Origin of the sequence: Bradyrhizobium niftali (assembly GCF_004571025.1) — a bacterium.
GTDB classification, from domain to species: domain Bacteria; phylum Pseudomonadota; class Alphaproteobacteria; order Rhizobiales; family Xanthobacteraceae; genus Bradyrhizobium; species Bradyrhizobium niftali.
In genome coordinates this window covers 1-21,210 of sequence record NZ_SPQT01000052.1, presented here as the reverse complement: position 1 = coordinate 21,210, position 21,210 = coordinate 1, and the positions used below count along the sequence as shown (strand labels likewise).

Sequence of the window (21,210 nt, the reverse complement as noted above, 5' to 3'; positions counted from 1 at the left end):
CGCACTATCCACATGTTGAAGGGAGGTCGGAATGCAAGTGATCAAGTTCGAACAGAAAGACTCGGTCGGTCACATCGTGCTCGCCAACCCGCCGAAAAATCTCATTGCATCGGACTTCTCGGATGCGCTCAAGCAGGCCGTTCACGAAGCCGGCGAGACTGACATCAGGGCATTGCTGGTGAGGGCGGAAGGCCCCAATTTCAGCCAGGGCGGTGATGTGCTCGACTTCCTGGAGAAGAACACCAGTCAGTTCCGGACCTTCATTGCCGAATGCAATCAATCGTTTCGCGCCATCGAGGCCTTGCCGATTCCGACCGTCGCGGCTGTGCGTGGATCCGCGTTCGGCGGCGCCTTCGAGCTCGCGCTCGCCTGCGACTTCATCGTTGCGGCCGAAGATGCGGTGTTTCGCTGTATCGAGGCTTCGGTGGGATCTGCGCCCGTCGCCGGCGCAGTGCAGCGACTGGCGGAGCGGATCGGCCGTTCGCGTGCGGCCCGCTACGCGATGCTTTGCGAGCCGATGTCGGGTGTCACCGCCAGTGAACTGGGAATTGCGACCCTCGTGGTGCCGGCGGATGACGTCGAAGCGGCTGCGCTGAAATTCGCGCAGGATCTGTCGACCGGTCCCACGCGCTCATACGCGGCCATACGAACTCTGCTGAAGGCGTGTTCTGGAGGCGGTGTGCCGACCGCCGATGCAATGATCCTCGATATCACTATGGCGCTCCACAGCTCCGAGGACGCAAGGCGCGGACGCACGGCGCGGGCCGAGGCCATCAAGAAGGGGATCGAGCCGCCGAAGATCGTGTTCACCGGCCGCTGACGATGTAACGTCTCGAAAAGCGCGGGATGCTCTTCGTCCTCGCGGGAAGAGGAGGCGCGGCGTACCTAAGCGGCCAGCAGGCTTCTCGATGATGTCGCAGATCGTCAACAGGTCGCAGCCGGCCCGATCGAGCAGCATGACGCACGTGAATTCGACCACGTTCGCTGCACTTCGTTTGCAATCGAAACTTGGACTTGGGCATTGCGCTCTGTTGGTGATAGCGTGAGAACCCAAGTCAGTCCCGGCGACCAACGGTAAGCGAATTCCGTACGCCATCGGGCCGGCTGATCACCGCGGCCTGTCAAGGTCAGCGTCCCGGTTCGCGCACTAACGGTAGCGAGCAAAAGTCATGGAAAAGCCAGTCAGGCGAAATAGATCGTGAGTTTCTTCGAGCGTCTAAAGACAGAAGCATCCGCTGAGTGGCGGGCCTACACCGAGCATCCCTTCATAAACGGATTGGCAGACGGCTCGCTCGCCGAAGCGGCGTTCCGTCACTACCTCGTTCAGGACTACCTGTTCCTCATCGAGTTTGCGCGCGCCTACGCGCTCGCGGTCTACAAGTCGCCCAGGCTTGCCGACATGCGTGAAGCTGCGGCCGGCCTCTCGGCCATCCTTGATGTCGAGATGAACCTGCATGTGAAGCTCTGCGCCGATTGGGGTCTGTCCCCGAGCGACCTTGAACAGGCCCCTCCGGCGGCCGAGATGCTGGCCTATACACGCTACGTGCTCGACGCGGGAATGCGCGGCGATCTGCTGGCACTCAAGGTTGCGCTTGCCCCCTGCGTGATCGGGTACGCGGAGATCGCAACGCGGCTCGCCTCGCGGCCCGATGCGGACGCTGCGACGAATCCCTATCGCGTCTGGATCGCCGAGTACGCCGGCGCGCCGTACCAGGAGGTCGCGGCGAAAGCGCGGGCGCACCTGGAGCATCTCGCCGATCTCTACGCCACGCCGGCCCGCGAGGCAGAGCTGATTGCGATCTTCAAGGAAGCCACCCGACTCGAGGCAGACTTCTGGGAGATGGGCTGGCGCGCGGGCCAGCTTGGTCAATAGCCCTCGGCAATCGTCAGGCTCATAACCTGAAGGTCATACACGCGGAAGCATCGCTGATTAATGCGCGCAGTCGCGCGGTCCTGTAGCCAAACAGCCCGTTGTAGCAAACAGCACGAGTGGTGATGGTTCTGAGCCAGCCGTAGTCGCCGCGATGGAGCGCCCAGTCATGGCAGTGACTGTCGATCCGTCCGATCATCAGCATCGATATGGATCTGGTCCGAGTGCATCATGCTGCTGGTGTCTCCTGCCAACTCCTCGCTGAATGGTAGGCGACGGAGCTCGCGCCTTGTTCCGAAGGTCTTCATGGTCAAATGGGCCGCGCCTGCCGGGTAGCGACAAGAAACAAAATGCCGGCGATCACGCCCAGGATCCCCGGAGATGGGACCAGCAGCAACGTCAACAATGCGAACCAGACGATCACCGCCCAGCCGAGCCACGACCCAGGCGTGATGCTCCTTCCGGCAAGCGTCCACTGGAGAACGCCCAGCAAAATCGAGGGTATTGCAAAGCTGCCTATGCTTGCCCAGAAGACGGCAACGTTCTGCAATGCTTCGATGCTGGGCTGCTGCGTGCCCAGCTTGAGCGGCACCGCCGCCCAAAGGCCCTGGGTGACCCAATCAAGCATTTTTGGTCCTTTAAAGATGATGCTGAGGATGAGGTGACCAACGCCCAGTGTGATGAGGATTGCCGCGCCAATTCGTTGCAGAACCTTCGTAGCCATCATGGGATTCTCTGTGTGCGGGTCGCTCGATCATGTGGCGGTGGACCGTCATGTTCGAGTTGGTTCAGTGTAGGTGTCGCGTGTCGCACGAATGCTCGCTATCGCTGCCGCGCGCACGAGATTGTCGATCTCGGGTGGCGGTGCTTCACCGCGCGAGATGTGCGGACGCACCCCCGCATAGGGGATGTCAATGATTGCGAATCTGGTCGAGCGTTTCAACGTGGGCGACACCTCGCCAAACAGCCGTCCGGTTATGTCGTCGAGGACGACGTCAAGCTCCTTTCCCAGGCGCCGCGCTTCGCGCTCCATATCTGGCGGCCAGCCGCCTCCTACAAACTCCTCCCTCCGATGCATGATCGCGATCCGAGCACCCGTTCTATCCGATCTGACCCACTGAGGCACGAACAGACTGGCGGCGATGGCGGCGTCGTCAGGATCATCGTGTTGGAGCGCCGCTGAAAACCCCCGTTGAAATGCCGCCATTTTGCCAAGCCACAGGCGGCCCAGCAGTTCATCGCGTGATTGAAACCGGTGATAGATCGATCCGGACGGCGCCCCAAGCGCATGGGCGATCGCAGACATCGTCGCGGCGGGTACGCCGGAGTTCGCGATGATACGCGCTGCGGCATCCAGAATCTGGTGTTCGGTAAACTTCGACGGCCTCGGCATCACGAATTAGATACTAGATTCTAAAATTAAAATCAAGTAGATGAATCGCGAACGCGAAGTTGCGCTGCAAAACAGGAGGGTCACCGATGATTGTCGCCGTCCCTGGCTCATTGGCAGATCATGTCAGGCACGACAGGGGTCCCTGGTCGGTCTGCCCTAACGCCAACTCGCGCTGTCACCCGAATGCGTCAGAGCACAGGGCGTCTCACGCAAGCCGTGGAGATCATGCGCGATGACCTTGCCACCTGGCCAACGCGCGATCGCTTCCTTTCCGCGTTTCGGATTGCCGCGCTTTGCGAACCGTTTTCCCGGGAAACCAGAGGTGGTGCGATTTGAGTTGAGCAATGATGGCCGTGTCGTTGGCGAGGTAGGGCCGGATCGTTGGGGGGCGTTGCCGCGAACCATCCAGCTCAGCGACCTCCATTGCGTCACAACCTGGAGCAGTCTCGGCCACCGCTGGGAAGGGGGCGGCTTTCGCGACTTCTGCACCGCGTTCGCTTTGGATCAAGCTGACCAGGACCGACTGGTCGTGTTCCGCGGAAGCGATGGCTACCACGCCGCTTTGCCACTGGTCGATCTGTTGCAGCCGGAGGTTCTGCTGGCCGATCGTCTGGACGGCGCGCCGCTCCCGGTGGCTCATGGAGCGCCGCTGCGGTTGGTGGCACCGGCCCACTACGGGTACAAGAACGTCAAGCATATCGAACGGATAGAGTTCGGCGTCCATCCGGGTCGTTATCGCCCGGCAGGACCTGGCTTTATCATGCATCCGCGGGCTCGTGTCGCGGTGGAGGAGCGCGGTGTCGGGTTTCCAGGGTGGCTCCTGCGGCGCGCATATCGGCCTTTGATCGCCCCCACCATAAAGCGTTGCGCGGAAGCGCTCGAAATGTACCAGGCGAAGAATCATTCGCCGGCGACGTCGGAGCACATGACGAGACCAGGGGAGGGGCTTCCATGAGCACACCCGCGCATCCGGCGAGCAATGGGGCGTGGATGCTAATCGGCTTGCGCTCGGTGGTTTCATGCTGCTGGCGGCGCGCGCCAGCAAAGCTCGGGCGAAATGCGCCGCGAGAACGGAAAGGCGTGTCCGCTGTTTGACGGGTCGATGCTCCGCGCCGCTTGCGGACCGTCGAAACAAAAAGCGAGTGGCTGGTCGGACGCGATCCAGTTTCGCAAGCCATCCGTCGTGCGACGTCCGCCCGCAGAGGAGCATCTGACGGACAGGAAAGGCGCGGACAGGGCTCCACGCCGTCAGCGCGCCACGAGAGGCACATAGTGCTCGAGTTCGGGATCCGGGAAATGGATGGTCCGGCCAAGTTCCGCCGAGCGATAGAGTCCCATGAGCTTTTCCATGACGCCGACCCCGTCATCGAAGGTTTCCGCCGGGCTCAGGCCTCGCCTGAATGCCTCCACCATATGGCGGTTCTCATCGGTGTAGCCGTAGATGCCGGCTTCGTCCTCGACGACCGGCATCAGACCTTGCTCGGAATTCTGCTTCTCGACGAGGTCCTCGCCCTCCGATCCGCGGATCGCGCGGGAGAGAAAGACCTTGAGGCCGGTCGAGAGCGAGGAGAACTCCATCGAATATTCGGGACCAAGCAATTCAAGCTGGATGCGCAGGCCGGCGCCGACATAGGCCCATGAGGTCGTCGCCTCGATCATCAATTGATGGCCGTCGGCATCTTCCAGCGTGAGCATCCCGCGCGCGAAATCCTCGACCGGACGTTTGGTGAAATCGACCCCCATTCGCGTCTTGAGATCGGCAGCGTAGCGGGGGCGCGTCCATTTGAGATTGGCCGTCGTGGCGCTGGCGCTGAGCAGCCGCAAGGAGTCGCGCTTTGCGCCGGGCGCGGTCAGCATGAAGCGCGCGACCTCGACCGAATGGCACATCATGTCGGAGAGTACGCCCCCTCCCTGTTTGTCGCCCTGCCAGAACCATGGCTCGTGCGGTCCTGAATGCTCCTCGGCGGCACGCGCGAGATAGGGGCGCCCGCTTCCGGGTACGGCGCGCCGCCAGATGATGTCCTTGCCGCGCATCACCGCGGTCGAGAACAGCTGGTTCTCCAGATAACCGTGAAGCAGGCCCGCGTCTTCGACGAGCCTGCGCATTTCCCGTGCTTCGGCCAGCGTGCGGGCGAGTGGCTTTTCGCAGGCGATGGCGCGCAGGGGAGCCCCGGCCTTGGTCACGCGGTGGATCTCGCGCATGATGTCGAGACGGCTGTCGTTCGGCGTCAGCAGCCAAAGCGCATCGACCTCGCCGGACATCGACATCGCCTCGATACTGTCGAACACGCGCGCCGGCCCGAGGCCGAGACTGCGCGCCTTGTCCGCGATACGCGTGCGCCGCTCGGCAGAACGGCTGTAGACGCCGCCGACGCTGACGTTGCGCACGCCGAGCATGGATTGCAGATGGAACGCGGCGATGAAGCCGCTGCCGACAAGGCCGATGCGCAGCTGTGGAAGTTCCGTGAGCTTCTGCATGTCTGAGACCTCTTTCAATGAAGATGCGGCGGTTCAGAGAGACGTGGGCGTTCTGCGTTGCCTGCCCGGGATCGCGGCCAGCAGGGCCTTTGTATAGGGATGCTCCGGTCGTTTCAGCAGATCCGCGGTCGGCTTGATCTCGACGATCTCGCCGAGGCGCATCACTGCGATCCGATCGCAGACCTGGGCCGCGACGTTGAGATCGTGGGTGATGAACAGCACCGCCAGCCGCAGCCGCGCTTTCAATGACTCGAGCAAGGCGAGCACCTGCGCCTGGACCGAGACGTCGAGCGCCGACACCGGTTCGTCGGCCACCAGCACTTCCGGGTCGAGCGCCAGCGCGCGCGCAATTCCGATCCGCTGGCGTTGCCCTCCCGAGAATTCATGCGGAAAGCGGCGCGCGGCACTTGGGTCGAGACCCACGAGCTCGAGCAGTTCCTCGGCCCGCGCGTAGGCCTGCGCCTTCGGGACACCATGCGCGATCGGTCCGTCGGCGATGATCCGCCCGACGCGGCGACGCGGATTGAGCGAGGCGAATGGATCCTGGAACACCATCTGGACGTGCTTGCGGGCGGCGCGCAGGCGGGCCCCGCGGGCCTCGGAGAAATCCAGATCGCCGATGCGGACCACGCCCGCGTCGGCGTCGGTCAGGCGCATCACCAGCCGGCCGATCGTGCTCTTGCCCGAGCCGGACTCACCAACCAGGCCAAGCGTCTCGCCGCGCCTGATTTCGAAGTGCACGTTCCTCACGGCTGCGACCTCGGTCTGCGAGCTGAACCAGTCGTTGCCCCGATAGGTCTTCGCAAGTCCGCTCGCCGCGCAGGCGATCGGTTCGTCCGCGATCTCGGCCCGGACCGGCGGGGTCCCGCCGGGCACCGCGGCGAGCAGCCGACGCGTATAGGGATGCTGCGGGCGTTCGAGCACGTCCTCCATTGGCCCCTGTTCGACGACGCGGCCTTTCTCCATGACCGCGACGCGGTCCGCGATGTCGGCGACGACGCCGAAATCATGAGTGATGAACAGCACTGCCATGCCGCGCCGCCGCTGAATGTCCCGGATCAACCGAAGGATCTGCGCCTGTGTCGTGACGTCGAGTGCCGTGGTCGGTTCGTCCGCGACCAGGATCGATGGTTCGAGCGCGAGTGCCATTGCGATCATGGCGCGCTGACGCTGGCCGCCCGACAATTGATGCGGGTAGCTGCGGATGATCCGCTCAGGATCGCGCATGCCCACCTCTTCGAGGAGGGCGCGCAAATGGGCGTGACGCTCGGTTGGCGTGAGCTGGCCGTGCGCCTCGAACGCTTCCATGATCTGGTCGCCGATCCCGATCACGGGATTGAGCGCCGTCATCGGTTCCTGAAAGATCATCGCGATGCGCCGCCCGCGCAGCGTCCGCCATTCTGCTGCAGGGAGGTTCAGCAGATCGCGTCCCTCAAAGTGAATGGCCCCTGCAACCGGGCGAATGGCCTGGGGCAGCAGGCCCATCACGGCAGAGGCGCAGACCGATTTACCGGAGCCGGATTCACCGACGACGCAGAGGATCTGCCGCGGATACAGGGCAAGTGAAACGTCCTCGACAGCAGAGGCACGATCTGCGCCGGCGGGCAGCGCCAGCGTCAGCCGCTCGATCGTCAGGATCGCCTCTGCCATCTCGCTCATGCTGTCCGATCCGACATTGCGGTCTTTCTCATCCTGGTCACGCCGCCAGTGCGATGCCGTCCTTGCGATGGTCCGACGCGCCGAAGATGACGCCCCGGGAGGGATCGACGTGCACAGCTTGACAACCTCCAAGCGGTTCGTCCGCCCAGACCACGCGATGACCGCGCGCAATCAATTCGTGGGCGACAGCCCCGGGAATCGTGGGCTCGAGCGTCAGCGTGCCATCGAACGCAAAGCTGCGCGGCACGTCCGAAGATTGCTGAATGTCGAGCCCACGATCGAGCACGCCGCCCAGGATCTGCATATGTCCCGCCGCCTGGTATTGTCCACCCATCACGCCAAAGGCCATGATCGGCTTGCCACGCTGCGCCAGAAGACCCGGAATGATGGTGTGAAAGGGACGCTTTCGCGGCGCAATGGCATTGGGATGTCCTTCGATGAGGGAGAATCCCGACCCTCGGTTGTGCAGCAGCACGCCCGAGCGAGGGGCGTAGATGCCACTGCCGAAGGCGGAGAACAGCGAATTGATGAAGGACACCATGTTGCCGTCGCGGTCGGCGATGGCAACATAAGCCGTGTCACGATGAACAGGCATGTCGAACTCGGCTGCTGCGCTGGCGCGCTTCCGGTCGATGGAGGCGCGCATTGCCGTGACCGACGCCTCCGAGAGCAGCGCCTCGACATCGAGCGGACGGAATGCGGGATCGGCGACCAGCGCGTCACGCTGCCGGTAGGCCGTCTTGGTTGCCTCGGCAAGGAGGTGTATGCGATCGGCCTCGCCGAGCGCCGGATTGGCCATGTCGAAGCCGGCAAGGATGCGGGCGATCAGCAGCGCCGCGACGCCCTGTCCGTTGGGCGGGCATTGCAGGATTTGATGATCGCGGTAGTCGGCGCTGATCGGCTCGACGTACTCCGATCGGGCAGTTGCCAGATCTTCAAGCTGCATCACCCCGCCCAGCGCCTTGAGTGTTGTGACGATTTCCTCGGCGACGGCACCTTCGTAAAAGGCGGCGCGTCCCTCGCGTGCGATCCGGCGCAGCGTCGCGCCGAGCGCGGGATGACCGAGCCTGCTGCCAACGGCGGGCGTAGCGCCACCGGGCAGATAGACCGGTGCGCCAGCCTGATGTCGTTCGATGCGATCGCCGTAGCGGGCCCAATCCAGTGCGGCGCGGGGCGTGACCACAAAGCCGGTCTCGGCCGCGCGGATCGCGGGCGCCAAAACCTCGTCGAGGCCTTTTGAACCATGGTCGGCAGAGAGGCGGCACCAGGCATCGACCGCCCCCGGAACCGTGACTGCATGGGGTGAGTAGTCCGGGATCGACGCCAGCCCCCGTTGCCTGAACCAGCCGAGTTCGGCCTTCGCCGGTGCTCGGCCCGAGCCGTTGACGGCGACAGGTTTGCCGGAGGCGGGAGCATAGATCGCAAAACAGTCGCCGCCGATGCCGGTCATATGCGGATCGATGACACCCTGGAGGGCGATCGCGGCAATGGCGGCATCGACCGCATTGCCGCCACCGCGCAGGATCTCGACCGCGGCGAGCGTGACAGCCGGATGAGAGGTCGCGGCCATGCCCCGGTCGCCCACCGCCAGCGAGCGTCCCGGCACCATGAAATCGCGCTGTCCCCAGCTCATGCCCTTCTCCGATTGTTGTTGTGGGGCCGCCTGGTGAGGGCTGCGGCGGCCGGTTCATCGCAAAGGATATCGACGTTGCCGTGCAGGCGGAGCGCCGAGGCAGGACAAGCTGCCGTGATCGGACCCTCGATCGCGGCTGCGATCGCGGCTGCTTTCTCCGGTCCCCTGGCGACAAGGAGGATGCTCCGAGCCTCCAGGATTGTCGCGACGCCCATCGTGATCGCACGTTCGGGAACCGACGCCGGATCGGGAAAATTGATGGCGTTCGCGATGCGGGTTGCTTCGTCGAGTCTGACCTCGCGAGTACGTGAGGCGAAATCCGAGCCAGGCTCATTGAAGCCGATATGGCCGTTGGCGCCGATGCCGAGGATCAGCAGGTCGATGCCGCCGGCCGCCGCAATCTGCGCCTCATAGCGCGCGGCCTCGGCGGCGATGTCGTCGGCCGAACCATTGGGGATCTGTGCCCGACCGGCTTCCATGTCCACATGCCTGAACAGATGCTGCTGCATATAGGCATGGAAGCTTCCGGGCGATTGGGGTGCGAGGCCCACATATTCATCGAGGTTGAAGCTCGACACCGTTCGGAACGAGATGAGGCCGGCGCGGGTCGCGGCGACAAGGCGGGCATAGAGCGGCGTCATGGTCGCTCCGGTCGCAAGACCGAGGGTAACAGGCTGCCGATCGTGCAGCCGGGCGATGACATGTGCGGCTGCGCGCTCGGCGATGGCACTCACATTGCCGACAACCTCAATTCTCGGCGCGTGCTCTGTCATGCCGCGACATCTGCCGCCGCGGCGGGAAGCGCCAACGGGCCGGCATCCCTGCCGATGCCGAACTGCGAGCGATGCACGAGGTCGATCGCGCTGCCGATCGCGCCGATCAGTGTGGCACGATTGCCGAGCGCGCTCAGCTCGATACGAACCGGCTCGCGCATGCAGCGTCCCAGATGTTCGTCGATCCGGAGCTTCAACTCGGGCCGTGCGCCGATGCTGCCTCCCAGGATGATGATCTCCGAATCGAGGATGCTGTGCACGGCCAGGATCGCGGTCGTGAGAATCCGGCTGATCTCGTCGATCGTGATCCGTGCCGCTTCCTCGATTTCGAGCCGATCGAAGACATCGCGCACCGTGCTGCCGGGGCTGCCGCCGAGCCCGAGATAGCGTTCGACGATGCCGGCACTGCCGATGGCGGTTTCCAGGGTACCGAAGCGAAGGCCGCGCGCATCGTAGGGATCGCCCCCAAGCGGCAGGTAGGCGATCTCGCCGGCCGCCCCGCGTGCACCGCGCACGAGATAGCCGTCCGAAAAGATGCCCATGCCGATGCCGGTGCCGACTGCGATGAAAGCGAAACTGCGCGCCCTGCGGCTGTTGCCGCGCCAATGCTCCCCGATTGCCGCGAGATTGACGTCATTCTCGATGGTGATGTCGATCCCGAGCCGTTCGCGCAGCGCGGCCCTCACGTCCAGGCTATCCAGTCCGGGGATATTGGGCGCGATGACGATGCTGCCCGACGCCGGGTCGACCATCCCCGGACTTCCCATCACGCCGCCGCGCAAACGTTGCGCCGATACGGACGCATGCTGAAGCAGGGCATCCTTCATGCGCTCGATCTGTGCGACCACGGCAGCGCCGCCGTCGCCGGATGTCGGTTCGATGCTCTCGGCGACGATCTCTCCGTGCAGATCGGCAAGTGCGATGTGCAGTTTCGTGCCGCCAAGGTCGATGCCCAGCACGAAGGCGGCGTCCGGCCGGAGCGCATAGGTGACGGCGCTTCTCCCCACGCTGCCCTGAATTTGACCGTCCTCATGGACCCAGCCGTCGCGTTCGAGGTCACGCATCACTTCAGAGATGGTCTGCTTGGACAGGCCCGTGCTGCGGGCGATTTCGGCGCGCGATACCGAGCGGTCACGCAGCAGGCGCTCAACCACGAGGCGAACGGATTGCTGTCGCGCAACGGGCGATGAGGGGGCGTCTTGCATGAGCCTCGATCCAATTAGTCAATATCTCGAACTAATACATCGCTGAGCTTGCAGTCAAGGGGCGCTGTTTGCGGATTTTGCCTGTTAATGAGGCGAGATATTGTAACTTAATTGCATGTCGTAGGGTGATTTGTTCGGGATATTTACAAATTGGATTGGGCGTGCTTGTCTTGCCCTTCCACAGCAGAGCCTTGGACGAAGCCTTGGACGAAGCCTTGGGACGAAAGGAATTCCGTATGAAGCGGATCGGCACGGCGTTGGCGGCCATTCTGATGATCGCATCGGGCGTTGTCTCGGCGAGTGCCGTGACATTGCGGGTCGGCGTTCAGGACGATCCCGATGCGCTCGACCCGGCGCTCAGCGGCACTTACGCAGGCCGCTTCGTGTTTGCGGCGCTGTGCGACAAGCTCGTCGATATCTCCGCCGACCTCAAGATCGTGCCGCAGCTGGCAGAGGCATGGGAATGGGCCGCGGACGGCAAGTCGATCACCTTTACGCTGCGCAAGAACGTCACGTTCCACGATGGCACCGCGTTCGATGCGGCGGCAGTCAAGTTCAATATCGAGCGCATGAAGACGATGCCGGATTCCAAGCGCAAGGCCGAGCTGGCGCCGATCGCGAGCGTCGAAGCGCTTGCCGCGGACAAGGTGAAGTTCAACCTGTCGGAGCCGTTCGTGCCGCTGCTGGCCAATCTCAGCGATCGTGCCGGCATGATGGTCTCGCCCAAGGCTGCCACGGAGAAAGCCGGGGAATTTGCCGCCGCGCCGGTCTGTGCCGGTCCGTATCAATTTGTCGAGCGCAAGTCGCGCGACCTCATTCGCGTCAAGAAATATCCCGGCTACTGGAACGCTGCACGGGTCGGCTATGACGAGGTCGTCTACTACTACGTTCCCGACTCGACCGTGCGGTTGTCGCGTGTGCGGGCGGGCGATCTCGATCTCGCGGAGCGTATCGCGCCGACCGATCTCAAGACCGTGCGCGACGATCCCAACCTCGCCCTGCATTCCGGCCAGGGACTTGCCGTCTCGCATCTGATGTTCAATGTCGGCGCCGGCGCGAAGGCCGATACGCCGCTCGGCAAGAACGCGACGCTACGTCAGGCCTTCGAGCTGGCGATCGATCGCAATGTCATCAATCGCGTTGCCTTCAACGGCGAGTTCCTGGCGGATAACCAGATGATCCCGCCGTCGTCTCCGTTCTACGATGGCGCGCGCAAGGCGCCGGCTCGCGACGTTGCCAAGGCCAAGGCAATGATTGCCGCCGCCGGAATGACTCGCGTGCCGGTCGAGCTCCAGTACGAGAATACGGCCGGCGATTCCCGGGTCGCACAGATCATACAGTCGATGGCGGGCGAGGCCGGTTTCGACGTCAAGCTGCTGCCCATGGAAACGACCACTGCCATCGAGCGCTACCTGAACGGCAATTTCGAAGCCTATATCGGCAACTGGAGCGGCCGCGCTGACCCGGACCCGACGCTGGTCGCCTTTTTCAGCTGCACGGGCTCCCAGAACGTCAACAAGTATTGCAACAAGGATCTCGATGCGATCCTGAACCAGGCCCGGGGCGAGGCTGACGAAGCCAAGCGCAAGGCGCTCTACGCCAAAGCGACGGACATTTACCTGACGGCGCTCTCGTCGATTCCCCTTCATCACCCGAACTGGTTCTTTGCGGCCCGCAAATCGGTCGGCGGCATCGTCATGGTGCCGGACGGTCTGTTGCGTCTGGTCGGTGTCAGGCCGGTGAATTGATGCGCAACGCCTCGCGCCCGCCGGCGCGCTTGCCCTGGTGAGGACCAGTCTGCCCGATGAAGACCCTGCTTCTGCGCCGGCTTGCCGTCCTGCTGCCGACCCTGTTGCTGGTGTCGATGATGGTGTTCGGTCTGCAGAAACTGCTGCCCGGCGATCCCGCGCTGGCGCTCGCCGGAGAGGAGCGTAATCCCGAGGTCGTCGAGTATCTTCGGCACAAGTATCGCTTCAACGATCCGATCCCGGTGCAATACGCCGTCTGGCTGAAGGCCCTGGTGCACGGCGACTTCGGCACGTCGGTACGCACCCGATTGCCGATCGGCACCATGCTGGCGGAGAAATTGCCGGTGACCATTGAGCTCGCGATACTCTCGATGCTGGTCGCGCTGCTCGTCGGGTTGCCGATCGGGATCTTCGCGGCGCTGGGGCGCGGGACGCCCTTCGACTACGGTGCCAGTCTGTTCGGGCTTGCCGGACTGTCGATCCCGCATTTCTGGCTGGGGATCATGCTGATCCTTCTGTTCTCGGTGAATCTCGGCTGGCTTCCGGCCGGAGGTTTTGTTCCACCGTCTGAAAGCGTGGGAGGCAACCTGCTTTCGATGCTGATGCCCGCTCTGGTGCTCGGCACGGGCACCGCTGCGATCATGATGCGCCATGTCCGCAGCGCGATGATCGAGGCGATGAAGCAGGACTACGTGCGCACTGCCCGCGCGAAGGGCGTCCGCGAAAGCACCATCGTGCTGCGTCACGCGTTGCCGAACGCGCTGACCCCGGTGGTCACGCTGGGTACGCTGCAATTTGGCGAATTGCTGGCCGGCGCGGTGTTGACGGAGCAGGTCTTCTCCATCCCGGGTTTCGGCAAAATGGTCGTCGACGGCGTGTTCAGCCGCGATTATGCCGTGGTTCAGGCGGTCGTGCTCTGCACAGCCGCCTTGTTCCTCCTGATGAGCCTGATTGCCGACGTGGCCTATGTGCTGCTCAATCCGAGGCTTAGGCCATGAGCTCGATTGAGACGGCACCGGTCGCAAGTCAGGCGCGCGCCGCCGCTCCTTCGGAAGTTCGTCGCCTGTTGCGCGAACCATCCGCCGTCATCGGGGCCACGATCATTCTGTTCTTTGTCGTGCTGGCGTTGTTTGCCTCGTGGATTGCGCCGTACGATCCAAACTCGCCGGACTGGATGGCGATTCGCGCGGCGCCCGGTGCGGCACACTGGTTCGGCACCGACGATCTCGGTCGGGACGTGCTGTCGCGCGTGATCTTCGGCACGCAGGCCTCGCTTGCCGCCGGCATGATATCCGTGACGGTCGCGGTGCTGATCGGCCTCCCGTTTGGTCTCATCGCCGGCTATTTCGGCGGCCTCACCGACATGGTGATCTCGCGCCTCGCCGATGCGCTGCTCGCTTGCCCATTTCTGGTGCTGGCGATTGCGCTCGCCGCGTTCCTGGGCCCCAGCCTGCAAAACGCGATGATTGCCATCGGCATTTCCGCGGTGCCGGTCTTCGTGCGTGTTGCGCGTGCCGAGACGCTGGTTGTCTGCACCGAGGATTACATCGCGGCGGCCCGGTCCCAGGGCCTCGGCCATCTCGCCATCCTGACCGGACAGGTGCTGCCGAACGTGCTTGCGCCGACGATCGTGCAGGCGACGCTGACCATGGCGATTGCAGTTCTCGCCGAGGCGAGCCTGGCCTTTCTGGGGCTTGGCCAGCTTCCTCCGGCCCCGTCATGGGGCGCCATGCTCGACGTTGCCAGGCAATTTCTCGGCGAGGCGCCATGGATGGCATTCTGGCCCGGGCTCGCGATCATTGCGCTCGTCATCGGATTCAACCTGATGGGTGACGGCCTGAATGATGCTCTCAATCCCAGGCAGTAGACGGAAGGCGCGACGATCTGCCAGCCTTGAATGGCTGGAGAGCCGTTGATGACCGCCGTGCTCAGGCCCCGGCGGTGATGGGGAGACTGCTCGCGCAACTCCATCACCGTCACCCCCGCGCAACAGCGAAGCCGTTGTCGCCGGGATGACGGAGCTGAAAGTGTCGCAAAGACGACGGTGAGAAGCGTCCCCCCTCAACTCCGGTACCAGCTCGCCAGATTCCACGTCGTGACGTCCCAGCCCGAGATGTCGCTCATGAGGCTGTTGACGGAGCCGCCGACGATGTTGCGCGAGAGCAGCGGCACGAGCACGTTGGCTTCGCAGAAGATCTCGTTGACCTTGATCAGCAGTGCGGCGCGCTTGACCGGATCGAGCTCGTTTTGCGCGGCCTTGTAGGCCTTGTCGGCCTCGGGATCGGACCAGCGCGAGACGTTGCGGCCCAGCCACTTGTTCTCCTTGGACGATACCTCCCAGGAGACGCACTGGTTCAGGAAGCGCTCGGGATCGGGCTGCGGCTGCGTCGTGTTGTACATCTCCATGTCGCAATACAGTTTCGAGTAGGTGTCGGGGTTGCCGACGTCGGACGAGAAGAACACCGATCCGGTGACCGACTTGATCTCGATGTCGATCGCGGCCTTCTGGCAGGCCTGCTTGATGATGGCCTGCGTCTTTTGCCGCGGGGCGTTGATCGAGGTCTGGAAGACGTATTTGAGCTTCTTGCCGTCCTTCTCGCGAATGCCGTCAGCGCCCATCTTCCAGCCGGCCTCGTCGAGGATCTTGTTCGCCTTGTCGACGTTGAACTCGTATTTCAGCTTGCTCGACTTGAACTGGCTGGGCTGGTTGACGAAGCTTGCCGTCGCGACGGCGGCGCGGCCGTAGATGAATTTCTGGATGGCCTCGCGATCGACCAGCAGGTTGAACGCCCGGCGAACGGCCGGATCGGACAGCGTCGGGTGCCTGGTCTTGGCGTTCGAACGCTCGCCGTCGACCTCGGTCCACGGGTCCGTCGTGTTGAGGACGATGAACTCGACGCCGCCGGAGAGCGTGAACTCCACCTTGCCTTTGCCGCTGGCCTCCATGCGCTTGAGGACTTCGTCCTCCACCAGCAGGTTCCAGGCATAGTCGTATTCGCCGGTCTGCAGCACGGCGCGCGCGGCGGAGACCGCATCGCCGCCGCCCTTGACCTCGAGCGTGTCGAAATGCGGCTGGTTCTTGACGTGATAGTCGGGGTTGCGCTCGGCCAGGATCAAATCGCCCGGCTTGAACTCGACGAATTTATACGGTCCGGTGCCGACCGGCTTCAGATTGCCCGGCGCGTCGCGCGACTTTGCGCCGGCATAGTCGCCGAAATGATGCTTCGGCAGGATCTGGCCGACGGAGCCGACAAAGGGGTCGGCCCAGAACGGGGTCGGAGCCTTGAAGATCACCTTGACGGTGTGGTCGTCGATCTTCTCGACCTTGATGTTCTGGTAGGACCCCGTGGTGTAAGCGGCGGTCGCCAGGTCCGCGGCGTATTGCCAGGTAAAGACGACGTCGTCGGCGGTGAAGGGCTTGCCGTCATGCCACCTCACGCCCTGCTTCAGCTTCCAGGTCACGCTGGTGCCATCCGGCGAGAGGCCGCCGTTCGCCTTGGTCGGAACCTCGGCGGCGAGGCAGGGGATGAGGTTGCCCTCCTTGTCCCAGCCGGCGAGCGGCTCGAAGAAGATGCGCGAGGCGACCTGGTCCTTGGTGCCGAGCGCGAAATGCGGATTGAGCAGAGTGGGGGCCTGCCAGATCAGGATCTTGAGCGGGCCGCCGCCGCCGGCCTTGGTCGGCTTGTATGGCAAGGTGGCATCCGCCATCGCCACGTCGTTCCAGAGCAGGATCTGGCTTGCAACGGGCGCCGCGATCCCCACCGCGGCCAGTGTCCGGATGAACGAGCGCCGCGACAGCGTGCCGTCCTTCACCTCCGCGATGGCCTTGCGGATTTCGTTCTCGTTCATCGGATGAGCTCCACCTTCGCAAAGAAAAGTCGTCCCCGGCAACCCATCATGTTTCATCATGGACGAGGCGGCAATGCCGACAAGGCGGGGAACGCCTGCGGCGAAATGACGAAGGTGCGTATGGCGCGGTCGTGCCGCCGCGACGATGCATCGGGCCCAACCGGGCGGGGCATCGTCAATTCGGCTTCGCTAGTCGCTCCGCACGTAGCGCCAGAGCAGGTCGGCGATTTCGAGCCGCCGCTGTGCCTTCGCCTTCTGCGAGGACATGTCGGTTGCGAATTGCGCCTCGAACGTATGCCGGTTCGCAACCGAGAAGAAGCAGAGCGCGTTCAGCGACATGTGCAGTTCGATCGGATCGATGCCGGGCCGGATCGCGCCGGCGCGAATGCCCCGGTCCAGCACCGCGGCGATCTGGCTGACGATCGGCCGCGTCATCTCCCTGAGCTTCTTGCTGCCGCGGATATGCCGGCCGCGATGGATGTTCTCGATCGTGACCAGCCGGACATATTCCGGGTTGGCCTGGTCGAAATCGAAGGTGAACTCGGCCAGCCTGCGAACCGCGGCCTCCGGCTCGAGTGCTTCGAGGTGAAGATCCTGCTCGGCAGTGCGCATCTTGGCGTAGGCCATCTCGAGCACGGCCGTGAACAGGTCTTCCTTGGAATTGAAGTAGTAGAAGATCAGCCGCTTGGTGATGTTGGCGCGCGCGGCGATGGCATCGGTATTGCCGCCGGCGAGGCCGTTCTCGGCGAATTCCGCGAACGCGATCTCCAGGATCTCGCGCTTGGTGCGCTCCCGGTCGCGCCGCCGCGCCGGCGGCGGCTTCGCGTCGTCCGCGACGGGCTTTTCCTTGGATCTCATCCGGCGGTTCGGTCCTTTGCATCCGGCCAGGCCTGCTTGCCCCTCCATCCATAGCGAAATCGGCGGTCCTTGACAGCAATTATCCCGTGGATTAATTGTAATTAACCTGCGGATTAATTAGCCATGACGGATCTCGGCCTTGCTCATCTGACGGCACTGGACCTTGCGCCTGTCGCGCTTGTGGCCGAGGCCGCGCGTGCCGGCTTCAGCTTCATCGGCCTGCGCGTGATCCCCGTGACTGCCGGCGGACCTGCCTATCCGACGCGGGTGGGAACGGACGCGCACCGTGAGCTCAAACGGTCTCTCGCCGGCGAGCGGGTGCGCCTGAACGAGATCGAGTTCGTTCAGCTCACACCTCGCGTCGATATTCCGGCGCTCGCGGGCCTGTTCGAAGCCGCCGCCGACCTCGGCGCGGTGGCGGTCATTGCATCGGGGGATGACGACGATCCGGTCCGCCTCACTGCGCATTTCGCTGATCTCTGCGACCTCGCGCAGCAATTCGGCCTGCGTGTCGATCTGGAGTTCATGCGCTGGCGTGCGATTGGCTCGCTGCCGCAGGCCGAGGCGATCGTGCGTGGCGCCGGCAAGGCCAACGGCACCATTCTCGTCGATGCGCTGCATCTCCATCGTTCCGGCGGCAAGCCGGGCGATTTGATCTCGATACCCGCGCACCATTTGCGGGCCGTGCAGATCTGCGACGCCGTCGCGGACATGCCCGCGAGCGATGCCGCCATCATCGCTGAAGCGCGCGAAGGCCGGTTGCCGCCGGGCGAGGGCGCCTTGCCGCTCGGCGAGCTCCTCGAAGCGCTTCCCGCGGACGCCAGCCTCAGCGTCGAGATGCCGCTGCCGGCCTTGGCGGTGCGGGCGCGGCTCGCCACGGCGTTCAACGCCACGAGGCGCCTGCTCGAGCGTCAGTCGCGCGGAGCGTCGCGGCCAGACCATCGCCGCGAAGCCGGCGGCCCAACCCAGATACGGACGACGTGAGATGAAGAACATCACGATAGGCGTCATCGGCGCGGGATTGATCGGGCGGAAGCACCTCACGAAGCTTGCCGAGCGAGACGACTATGACCTCGTCGGCATCGCGGACGTGAACGCCGATCGGGTCGCAGCCGATTATCCCGGGACCCCTGTCTTCGCCGACTACCGGAAACTGCTCGACGAGGCGCGGCCGGAGGCCGTGATCATCGCCTCGCCCAACCAGCTTCATGCCGAGCAGGGCATCGAATGCGCCAGGCGCGGCATTCACATCCTGATCGAGAAGCCGGTCACGGATACGGTGGAGACCGCGGCAAGCCTGATCGCCGAGGTGCGCAAGGCCGGCATCCAGTCGCTGGTCGGGCATCACCGCCGCCACCATCAGCAGGTCAGGACGCTGAAGGCGACTTTGGGAGACAAGCGCATCGGCGATGTCGTCGGGGTGTCGGCGATCTGGGCCACCCACAAGCCGGCCGCTTATTTCGAGATCGCGCCGTGGCGCTCGCAGGCCGGCGGCGGACCGATCCTGATCAACCTCATCCATGAGATCGACTTCCTGCGCTTCACGGTGGGCGAGATTGTCGCCGTGGAAGCGATTGCGTCGAACCGCCAGCGCAGCTTTGCGGTCGAGGACACCGCCGCGGCGCTGATCGAATTCGACAGCGGTGCGCTCGGCACCTTCTTCATCAGCGACAGCGCCGTCTCGCCCTGGACGTCCGAGCAGGGGCTCGGCGAGGCCCCCGAATTCCCGTTCAGCGGCGAGAGCAGCTATCGCTTCCTCGGACGAGCCGGGTCGATCGAATTTCCGGCGCTGGTGCAATGGTCGCAAGCCGGCGGCGCGCAGGACTGGAACAAGCCAATCCAGGCCCAGCGCATCCATGCCTCTTCGATTGACCCCTACGTCGCCCAGCTCGACCATTTCCGCGACATCATTCGCGGCAACGCGCGGTCATTGCAGCCGGTCGAGGACGGCGCGCGAAGCCTGATCGCGACCCTGGCGGTCGCCGAGGCAGCCGCCGGTGGCCGACGCGTCGACCTGCGGCATCGCTACGAAACGCTCGTCCTGGCGGCGCATTGAGACGGGAGATGGATCCGATGGACCGTCGCCTTATGCGTCGCCCGGGCGCTTGACGCGAGCTGCGGTCGCCGTGTCACGATCGCCATCGCCATCGCCGATCGTGGAGGCGCGCGTTCCCGGGTGACCGGCTGTGTCCCCCGAACATGGCCCCGCACTTGTCGGCGAGTATGATGGATTGGTATAAACATCATACTCGGAGGGGTGGCGTGGTTCAGTCAGGTGGTGTCGCGAGGCGGGCGTTCGGGCCCGGCGTGCTGTTCGGTGGGCTGATCGCCGCCAACATCGCCGCGTGGGCCTTCGCCTTCGCGATGTTCGGCGACCGGCCCGCGGTGATGGCGACCGCGCTGCTCGCCTGGGTGTTCGGCCTGCGTCACGCCGTCGATGCCGACCACATCGCCGCGATCGACAATGTCGTGCGCAAGCTGATGCAGGCGGGCGACACGCCGCGAAGCGTCGGCCTGTATTTCGCGCTCGGTCATTCCACGGTCGTCCTGGCCGCGACCACGCTGCTCGCGCTCGGCGTCGTCAGCCTCGGCGGCGACGGCCTGCTGAAGGAGATCGGCGCCCTGATCGGCACCTCGGTGTCGGCGCTGTTCCTGCTGGTGATCGCGGCGATCAATCTCGCCATCTTCGTCGGCCTGTGGCGGATCCTGCGCGAGGTGCGCGAGCAAGGCATTCATGACGCCGCGCAGCTCGAGGCGCTGCTCGCGGCCCGCGGAGTCCTGGCGCGCCTGCTCGGCCCGATGTTCCGCCTCGTCACCAAACCCTGGCACATGTATCCGCTCGGCTTGCTGTTTGGGCTCGGCTTCGACACCGCGACCGAAATCGGCCTGCTCGGCATCTCCGCCACCGAAGCCGCGCGCGGCGCCTCGGTCGCGCATGTGCTGGTGTTCCCCGCCCTGTTCGCCGCCGGCATGGCGCTGGTCGACACCGCCGATTCCGCGTTGATGGTGAGCGCCTATCGCTGGGCCTTCGTCGATCCCTATCGCAAGCTCTGGTACAACCTCACGATTACCGGCGCCTCGGTCGCGGTCGCGCTGTTCATCGGCGGCATCGAGGCGTTGGGGCTTATCGGCGACCGGCTCGGTCTGTCCGGCGGGCTGTGGTCGCTGGTCGAGGCCGTCAACGACTCTCTCGCCAATTTCGGCTTCGCGGTGATTGCGCTGTTCGCGCTCGCCTGGCTCGTCTCGGTCGTGACCTATCGCCGCATGTCAACGCGAGAACGAACCAGATCACCTATGCCTACGGTTCGCTGCTGAAGACCGATACGCTCTTTAATCTCTGCACATCGGGCACTGCGCCGACCGCCGTCTGCCAGAACGGCGTGATGGACTACGTGCTGCACCCGGTCGAGCCGCTGACATTCCGCCTCACCATGGCCGGGACGTTCTAGATGCCGTAATGGGCCCTGCTCCGAGCAAGGGGTGATGATGGTGGCTGTCCCCCGATAGATGATGAAACGGGGTCACGACTTGAGTCGGCCCCAAGCATCTGGAGACGGAGGACAGCCGTGGAGAACTATGCCGGAATTGACGTGTCATTGGAACTGTCGAGCGTATGCGTTGTGGATGCCCAAGGTAAAATCCTGAAGGAAGCGAAGGTCACGAGCGAACCTGACGCCTTGGTTGAATTTTTCGAGACGCTTGGCTTTGCAGTGAAGCGGATCGGGCTGGAGGCTGGGCCGCTGT

The 21,210-nt window shown here is 64.2% G+C and carries 18 protein-coding genes and 1 pseudogene; 10 read left to right on the top strand and 9 right to left on the bottom strand.

Translation table 11 applies throughout. The annotated features are described in order from the left end of the window. The first annotated feature begins 31 nt into the window (after window positions 1-31). On the top strand, window positions 32-820 hold the full coding sequence (locus E4K65_RS43915; RefSeq protein ID WP_135179390.1) for an enoyl-CoA hydratase/isomerase family protein: 789 nt from the start codon (window positions 32-34) through the stop codon (window positions 818-820). Window positions 821-1,198: 378 nt separating this feature from the next. Further along, window positions 1,199-1,873: a thiaminase II gene (gene tenA, locus E4K65_RS43910; RefSeq protein ID WP_135179389.1), complete on the top strand. Its 675-nt coding sequence runs from the start codon at window positions 1,199-1,201 to the stop codon at window positions 1,871-1,873. Between the two features lie 307 nt (window positions 1,874-2,180). Here the strand turns inward: tenA and E4K65_RS43905 are convergent, their stop codons facing one another. Further along, entirely contained in the window at window positions 2,181-2,597 is a 417-nt protein-coding gene (locus E4K65_RS43905) for a hypothetical protein (RefSeq protein WP_135179388.1), read from the bottom strand. A 45-nt stretch (window positions 2,598-2,642) separates the two neighbouring features. Continuing rightward, on the bottom strand, window positions 2,643-3,263 hold the full coding sequence (locus tag E4K65_RS43900) for a TetR/AcrR family transcriptional regulator (RefSeq protein WP_235886004.1): 621 nt from the start codon (window positions 3,261-3,263) through the stop codon (window positions 2,643-2,645). Between the two features lie 232 nt (window positions 3,264-3,495). On the opposite strand from E4K65_RS43900, the gene E4K65_RS43895 reads away from it, so the two are divergent. Next, on the top strand, window positions 3,496-4,218 hold the full coding sequence (locus tag E4K65_RS43895) for a molybdopterin-dependent oxidoreductase (RefSeq protein ID WP_135179386.1): 723 nt from the start codon (window positions 3,496-3,498) through the stop codon (window positions 4,216-4,218). A gap of 293 nt (window positions 4,219-4,511) precedes the next feature. On the opposite strand, the gene E4K65_RS43890 is transcribed toward E4K65_RS43895, so the two are convergent. From E4K65_RS43890 to E4K65_RS43870, 5 genes are read right to left on the bottom strand one after another with little or no spacing between them, the layout of a single operon-like run. After that, entirely contained in the window at window positions 4,512-5,741 is a 1,230-nt protein-coding gene (locus E4K65_RS43890; RefSeq protein WP_135179385.1) for a Gfo/Idh/MocA family protein, read from the bottom strand. A 33-nt stretch (window positions 5,742-5,774) separates the two neighbouring features. Next, on the bottom strand, window positions 5,775-7,391 hold the full coding sequence (locus tag E4K65_RS43885) for an ABC transporter ATP-binding protein (protein WP_167771643.1): 1,617 nt from the start codon (window positions 7,389-7,391) through the stop codon (window positions 5,775-5,777). A gap of 46 nt (window positions 7,392-7,437) precedes the next feature. After that, complete coding sequence (ggt, locus tag E4K65_RS43880; RefSeq protein ID WP_135179383.1) at window positions 7,438-9,033, bottom strand: gamma-glutamyltransferase; 1,596 nt, start codon at window positions 9,031-9,033, stop codon at window positions 7,438-7,440. Further along, entirely contained in the window at window positions 9,030-9,806 is a 777-nt protein-coding gene (gene nagB / locus E4K65_RS43875; protein WP_135179382.1) for a glucosamine-6-phosphate deaminase, read from the bottom strand. The genes ggt and nagB overlap by 4 nt, the downstream gene beginning before the upstream one ends. Beyond that, window positions 9,803-11,011 carry an ROK family transcriptional regulator gene (locus E4K65_RS43870; protein ID WP_135179381.1) on the bottom strand — a complete coding sequence of 403 codons (1,209 nt, stop codon included), beginning with the start codon at window positions 11,009-11,011 and terminating at the stop codon, window positions 9,803-9,805. The genes nagB and E4K65_RS43870 overlap by 4 nt, the downstream gene beginning before the upstream one ends. A gap of 236 nt (window positions 11,012-11,247) precedes the next feature. Here E4K65_RS43870 and E4K65_RS43865 point away from each other — a divergent pair, with 236 nt between their 5' ends. From E4K65_RS43865 to E4K65_RS43855, 3 genes are read left to right on the top strand one after another with little or no spacing between them, the layout of a single operon-like run. Next, complete coding sequence (locus E4K65_RS43865) at window positions 11,248-12,759, top strand: ABC transporter substrate-binding protein (RefSeq protein WP_135179380.1); 1,512 nt, start codon at window positions 11,248-11,250, stop codon at window positions 12,757-12,759. A 56-nt stretch (window positions 12,760-12,815) separates the two neighbouring features. Next, a complete protein-coding gene (locus E4K65_RS43860) occupies window positions 12,816-13,757 on the top strand; it encodes an ABC transporter permease (protein ID WP_135179379.1) in 942 nt (313 codons plus the stop codon). Beyond that, on the top strand, window positions 13,754-14,626 hold the full coding sequence (locus E4K65_RS43855; protein ID WP_135179378.1) for an ABC transporter permease: 873 nt from the start codon (window positions 13,754-13,756) through the stop codon (window positions 14,624-14,626). Before E4K65_RS43860 ends, E4K65_RS43855 begins: the two co-directional genes overlap by 4 nt. 194 nt (window positions 14,627-14,820) lie before the next feature. Here E4K65_RS43855 and E4K65_RS43850 read toward each other — a convergent pair whose 3' ends face one another. Next, window positions 14,821-16,608 carry a peptide ABC transporter substrate-binding protein gene (locus tag E4K65_RS43850; RefSeq protein WP_167771641.1) on the bottom strand — a complete coding sequence of 596 codons (1,788 nt, stop codon included), beginning with the start codon at window positions 16,606-16,608 and terminating at the stop codon, window positions 14,821-14,823. 189 nt (window positions 16,609-16,797) lie between these two features. Further along, the gene (locus E4K65_RS43845) at window positions 16,798-17,466 is read right to left on the bottom strand and encodes a TetR/AcrR family transcriptional regulator (RefSeq protein WP_167771640.1); all 669 of its coding nucleotides are present in this window, start codon (window positions 17,464-17,466) and stop codon (window positions 16,798-16,800) included. Window positions 17,467-17,589: 123 nt separating this feature from the next. Between E4K65_RS43845 and E4K65_RS43840 the strand changes: the two genes are divergently transcribed. From E4K65_RS43840 to E4K65_RS49210, 4 genes and pseudogenes are all read left to right on the top strand, one after another. Continuing rightward, window positions 17,590-18,450, top strand: a complete 861-nt coding sequence (locus E4K65_RS43840) for a sugar phosphate isomerase/epimerase family protein (protein ID WP_135179376.1) — start codon at window positions 17,590-17,592, stop codon at window positions 18,448-18,450. 1 nt (window position 18,451) lies between these two features. Next, window positions 18,452-19,522 carry a Gfo/Idh/MocA family protein gene (locus E4K65_RS43835; RefSeq protein ID WP_135179375.1) on the top strand — a complete coding sequence of 357 codons (1,071 nt, stop codon included), beginning with the start codon at window positions 18,452-18,454 and terminating at the stop codon, window positions 19,520-19,522. A gap of 170 nt (window positions 19,523-19,692) precedes the next feature. Beyond that, window positions 19,693-20,781 carry a HoxN/HupN/NixA family nickel/cobalt transporter gene (locus E4K65_RS43830; protein ID WP_430649057.1) on the top strand — a complete coding sequence of 363 codons (1,089 nt, stop codon included), beginning with the start codon at window positions 19,693-19,695 and terminating at the stop codon, window positions 20,779-20,781. Between the two features lie 251 nt (window positions 20,782-21,032). Beyond that, a pseudogene (locus tag E4K65_RS49210) lies at window positions 21,033-21,210 on the top strand (IS110 family transposase); the annotation flags it as partial.

What these genes read in the sequence shown, in the direction of transcription:
- E4K65_RS43855 (WP_135179378.1), top strand. Translation starts at nt 13,754, where the DNA reads ATGAGCTCGATTGAGACGGCACCGGTCGCAAGTCAGGCGCGCGCCGCC.
- E4K65_RS43905 (WP_135179388.1), bottom strand. Translation starts at nt 2,597, where the DNA reads ATGATGGCTACGAAGGTTCTGCAACGAATTGGCGCGGCAATCCTCATC.
- E4K65_RS43835 (WP_135179375.1), top strand. Translation starts at nt 18,452, where the DNA reads ATGAAGAACATCACGATAGGCGTCATCGGCGCGGGATTGATCGGGCGG.
- E4K65_RS43860 (WP_135179379.1), top strand. Translation starts at nt 12,816, where the DNA reads ATGAAGACCCTGCTTCTGCGCCGGCTTGCCGTCCTGCTGCCGACCCTG.
- nagB (WP_135179382.1), bottom strand. Translation starts at nt 9,806, where the DNA reads ATGACAGAGCACGCGCCGAGAATTGAGGTTGTCGGCAATGTGAGTGCC.
- E4K65_RS43895 (WP_135179386.1), top strand. Translation starts at nt 3,496, where the DNA reads ATGACCTTGCCACCTGGCCAACGCGCGATCGCTTCCTTTCCGCGTTTC.
- E4K65_RS43885 (WP_167771643.1), bottom strand. Translation starts at nt 7,391, where the DNA reads ATGGCAGAGGCGATCCTGACGATCGAGCGGCTGACGCTGGCGCTGCCC.
- E4K65_RS43890 (WP_135179385.1), bottom strand. Translation starts at nt 5,741, where the DNA reads ATGCAGAAGCTCACGGAACTTCCACAGCTGCGCATCGGCCTTGTCGGC.
- E4K65_RS43830 (WP_430649057.1), top strand. Translation starts at nt 19,693, where the DNA reads ATGGATTGGTATAAACATCATACTCGGAGGGGTGGCGTGGTTCAGTCA.
- E4K65_RS43900 (WP_235886004.1), bottom strand. Translation starts at nt 3,263, where the DNA reads ATGCCGAGGCCGTCGAAGTTTACCGAACACCAGATTCTGGATGCCGCA.
- E4K65_RS43915 (WP_135179390.1), top strand. Translation starts at nt 32, where the DNA reads ATGCAAGTGATCAAGTTCGAACAGAAAGACTCGGTCGGTCACATCGTG.
- E4K65_RS43865 (WP_135179380.1), top strand. Translation starts at nt 11,248, where the DNA reads ATGAAGCGGATCGGCACGGCGTTGGCGGCCATTCTGATGATCGCATCG.
- E4K65_RS43845 (WP_167771640.1), bottom strand. Translation starts at nt 17,466, where the DNA reads ATGAGATCCAAGGAAAAGCCCGTCGCGGACGACGCGAAGCCGCCGCCG.
- E4K65_RS43870 (WP_135179381.1), bottom strand. Translation starts at nt 11,011, where the DNA reads ATGCAAGACGCCCCCTCATCGCCCGTTGCGCGACAGCAATCCGTTCGC.
- E4K65_RS43850 (WP_167771641.1), bottom strand. Translation starts at nt 16,608, where the DNA reads ATGAACGAGAACGAAATCCGCAAGGCCATCGCGGAGGTGAAGGACGGC.
- ggt (WP_135179383.1), bottom strand. Translation starts at nt 9,033, where the DNA reads ATGAGCTGGGGACAGCGCGATTTCATGGTGCCGGGACGCTCGCTGGCG.
- E4K65_RS43840 (WP_135179376.1), top strand. Translation starts at nt 17,590, where the DNA reads ATGACGGATCTCGGCCTTGCTCATCTGACGGCACTGGACCTTGCGCCT.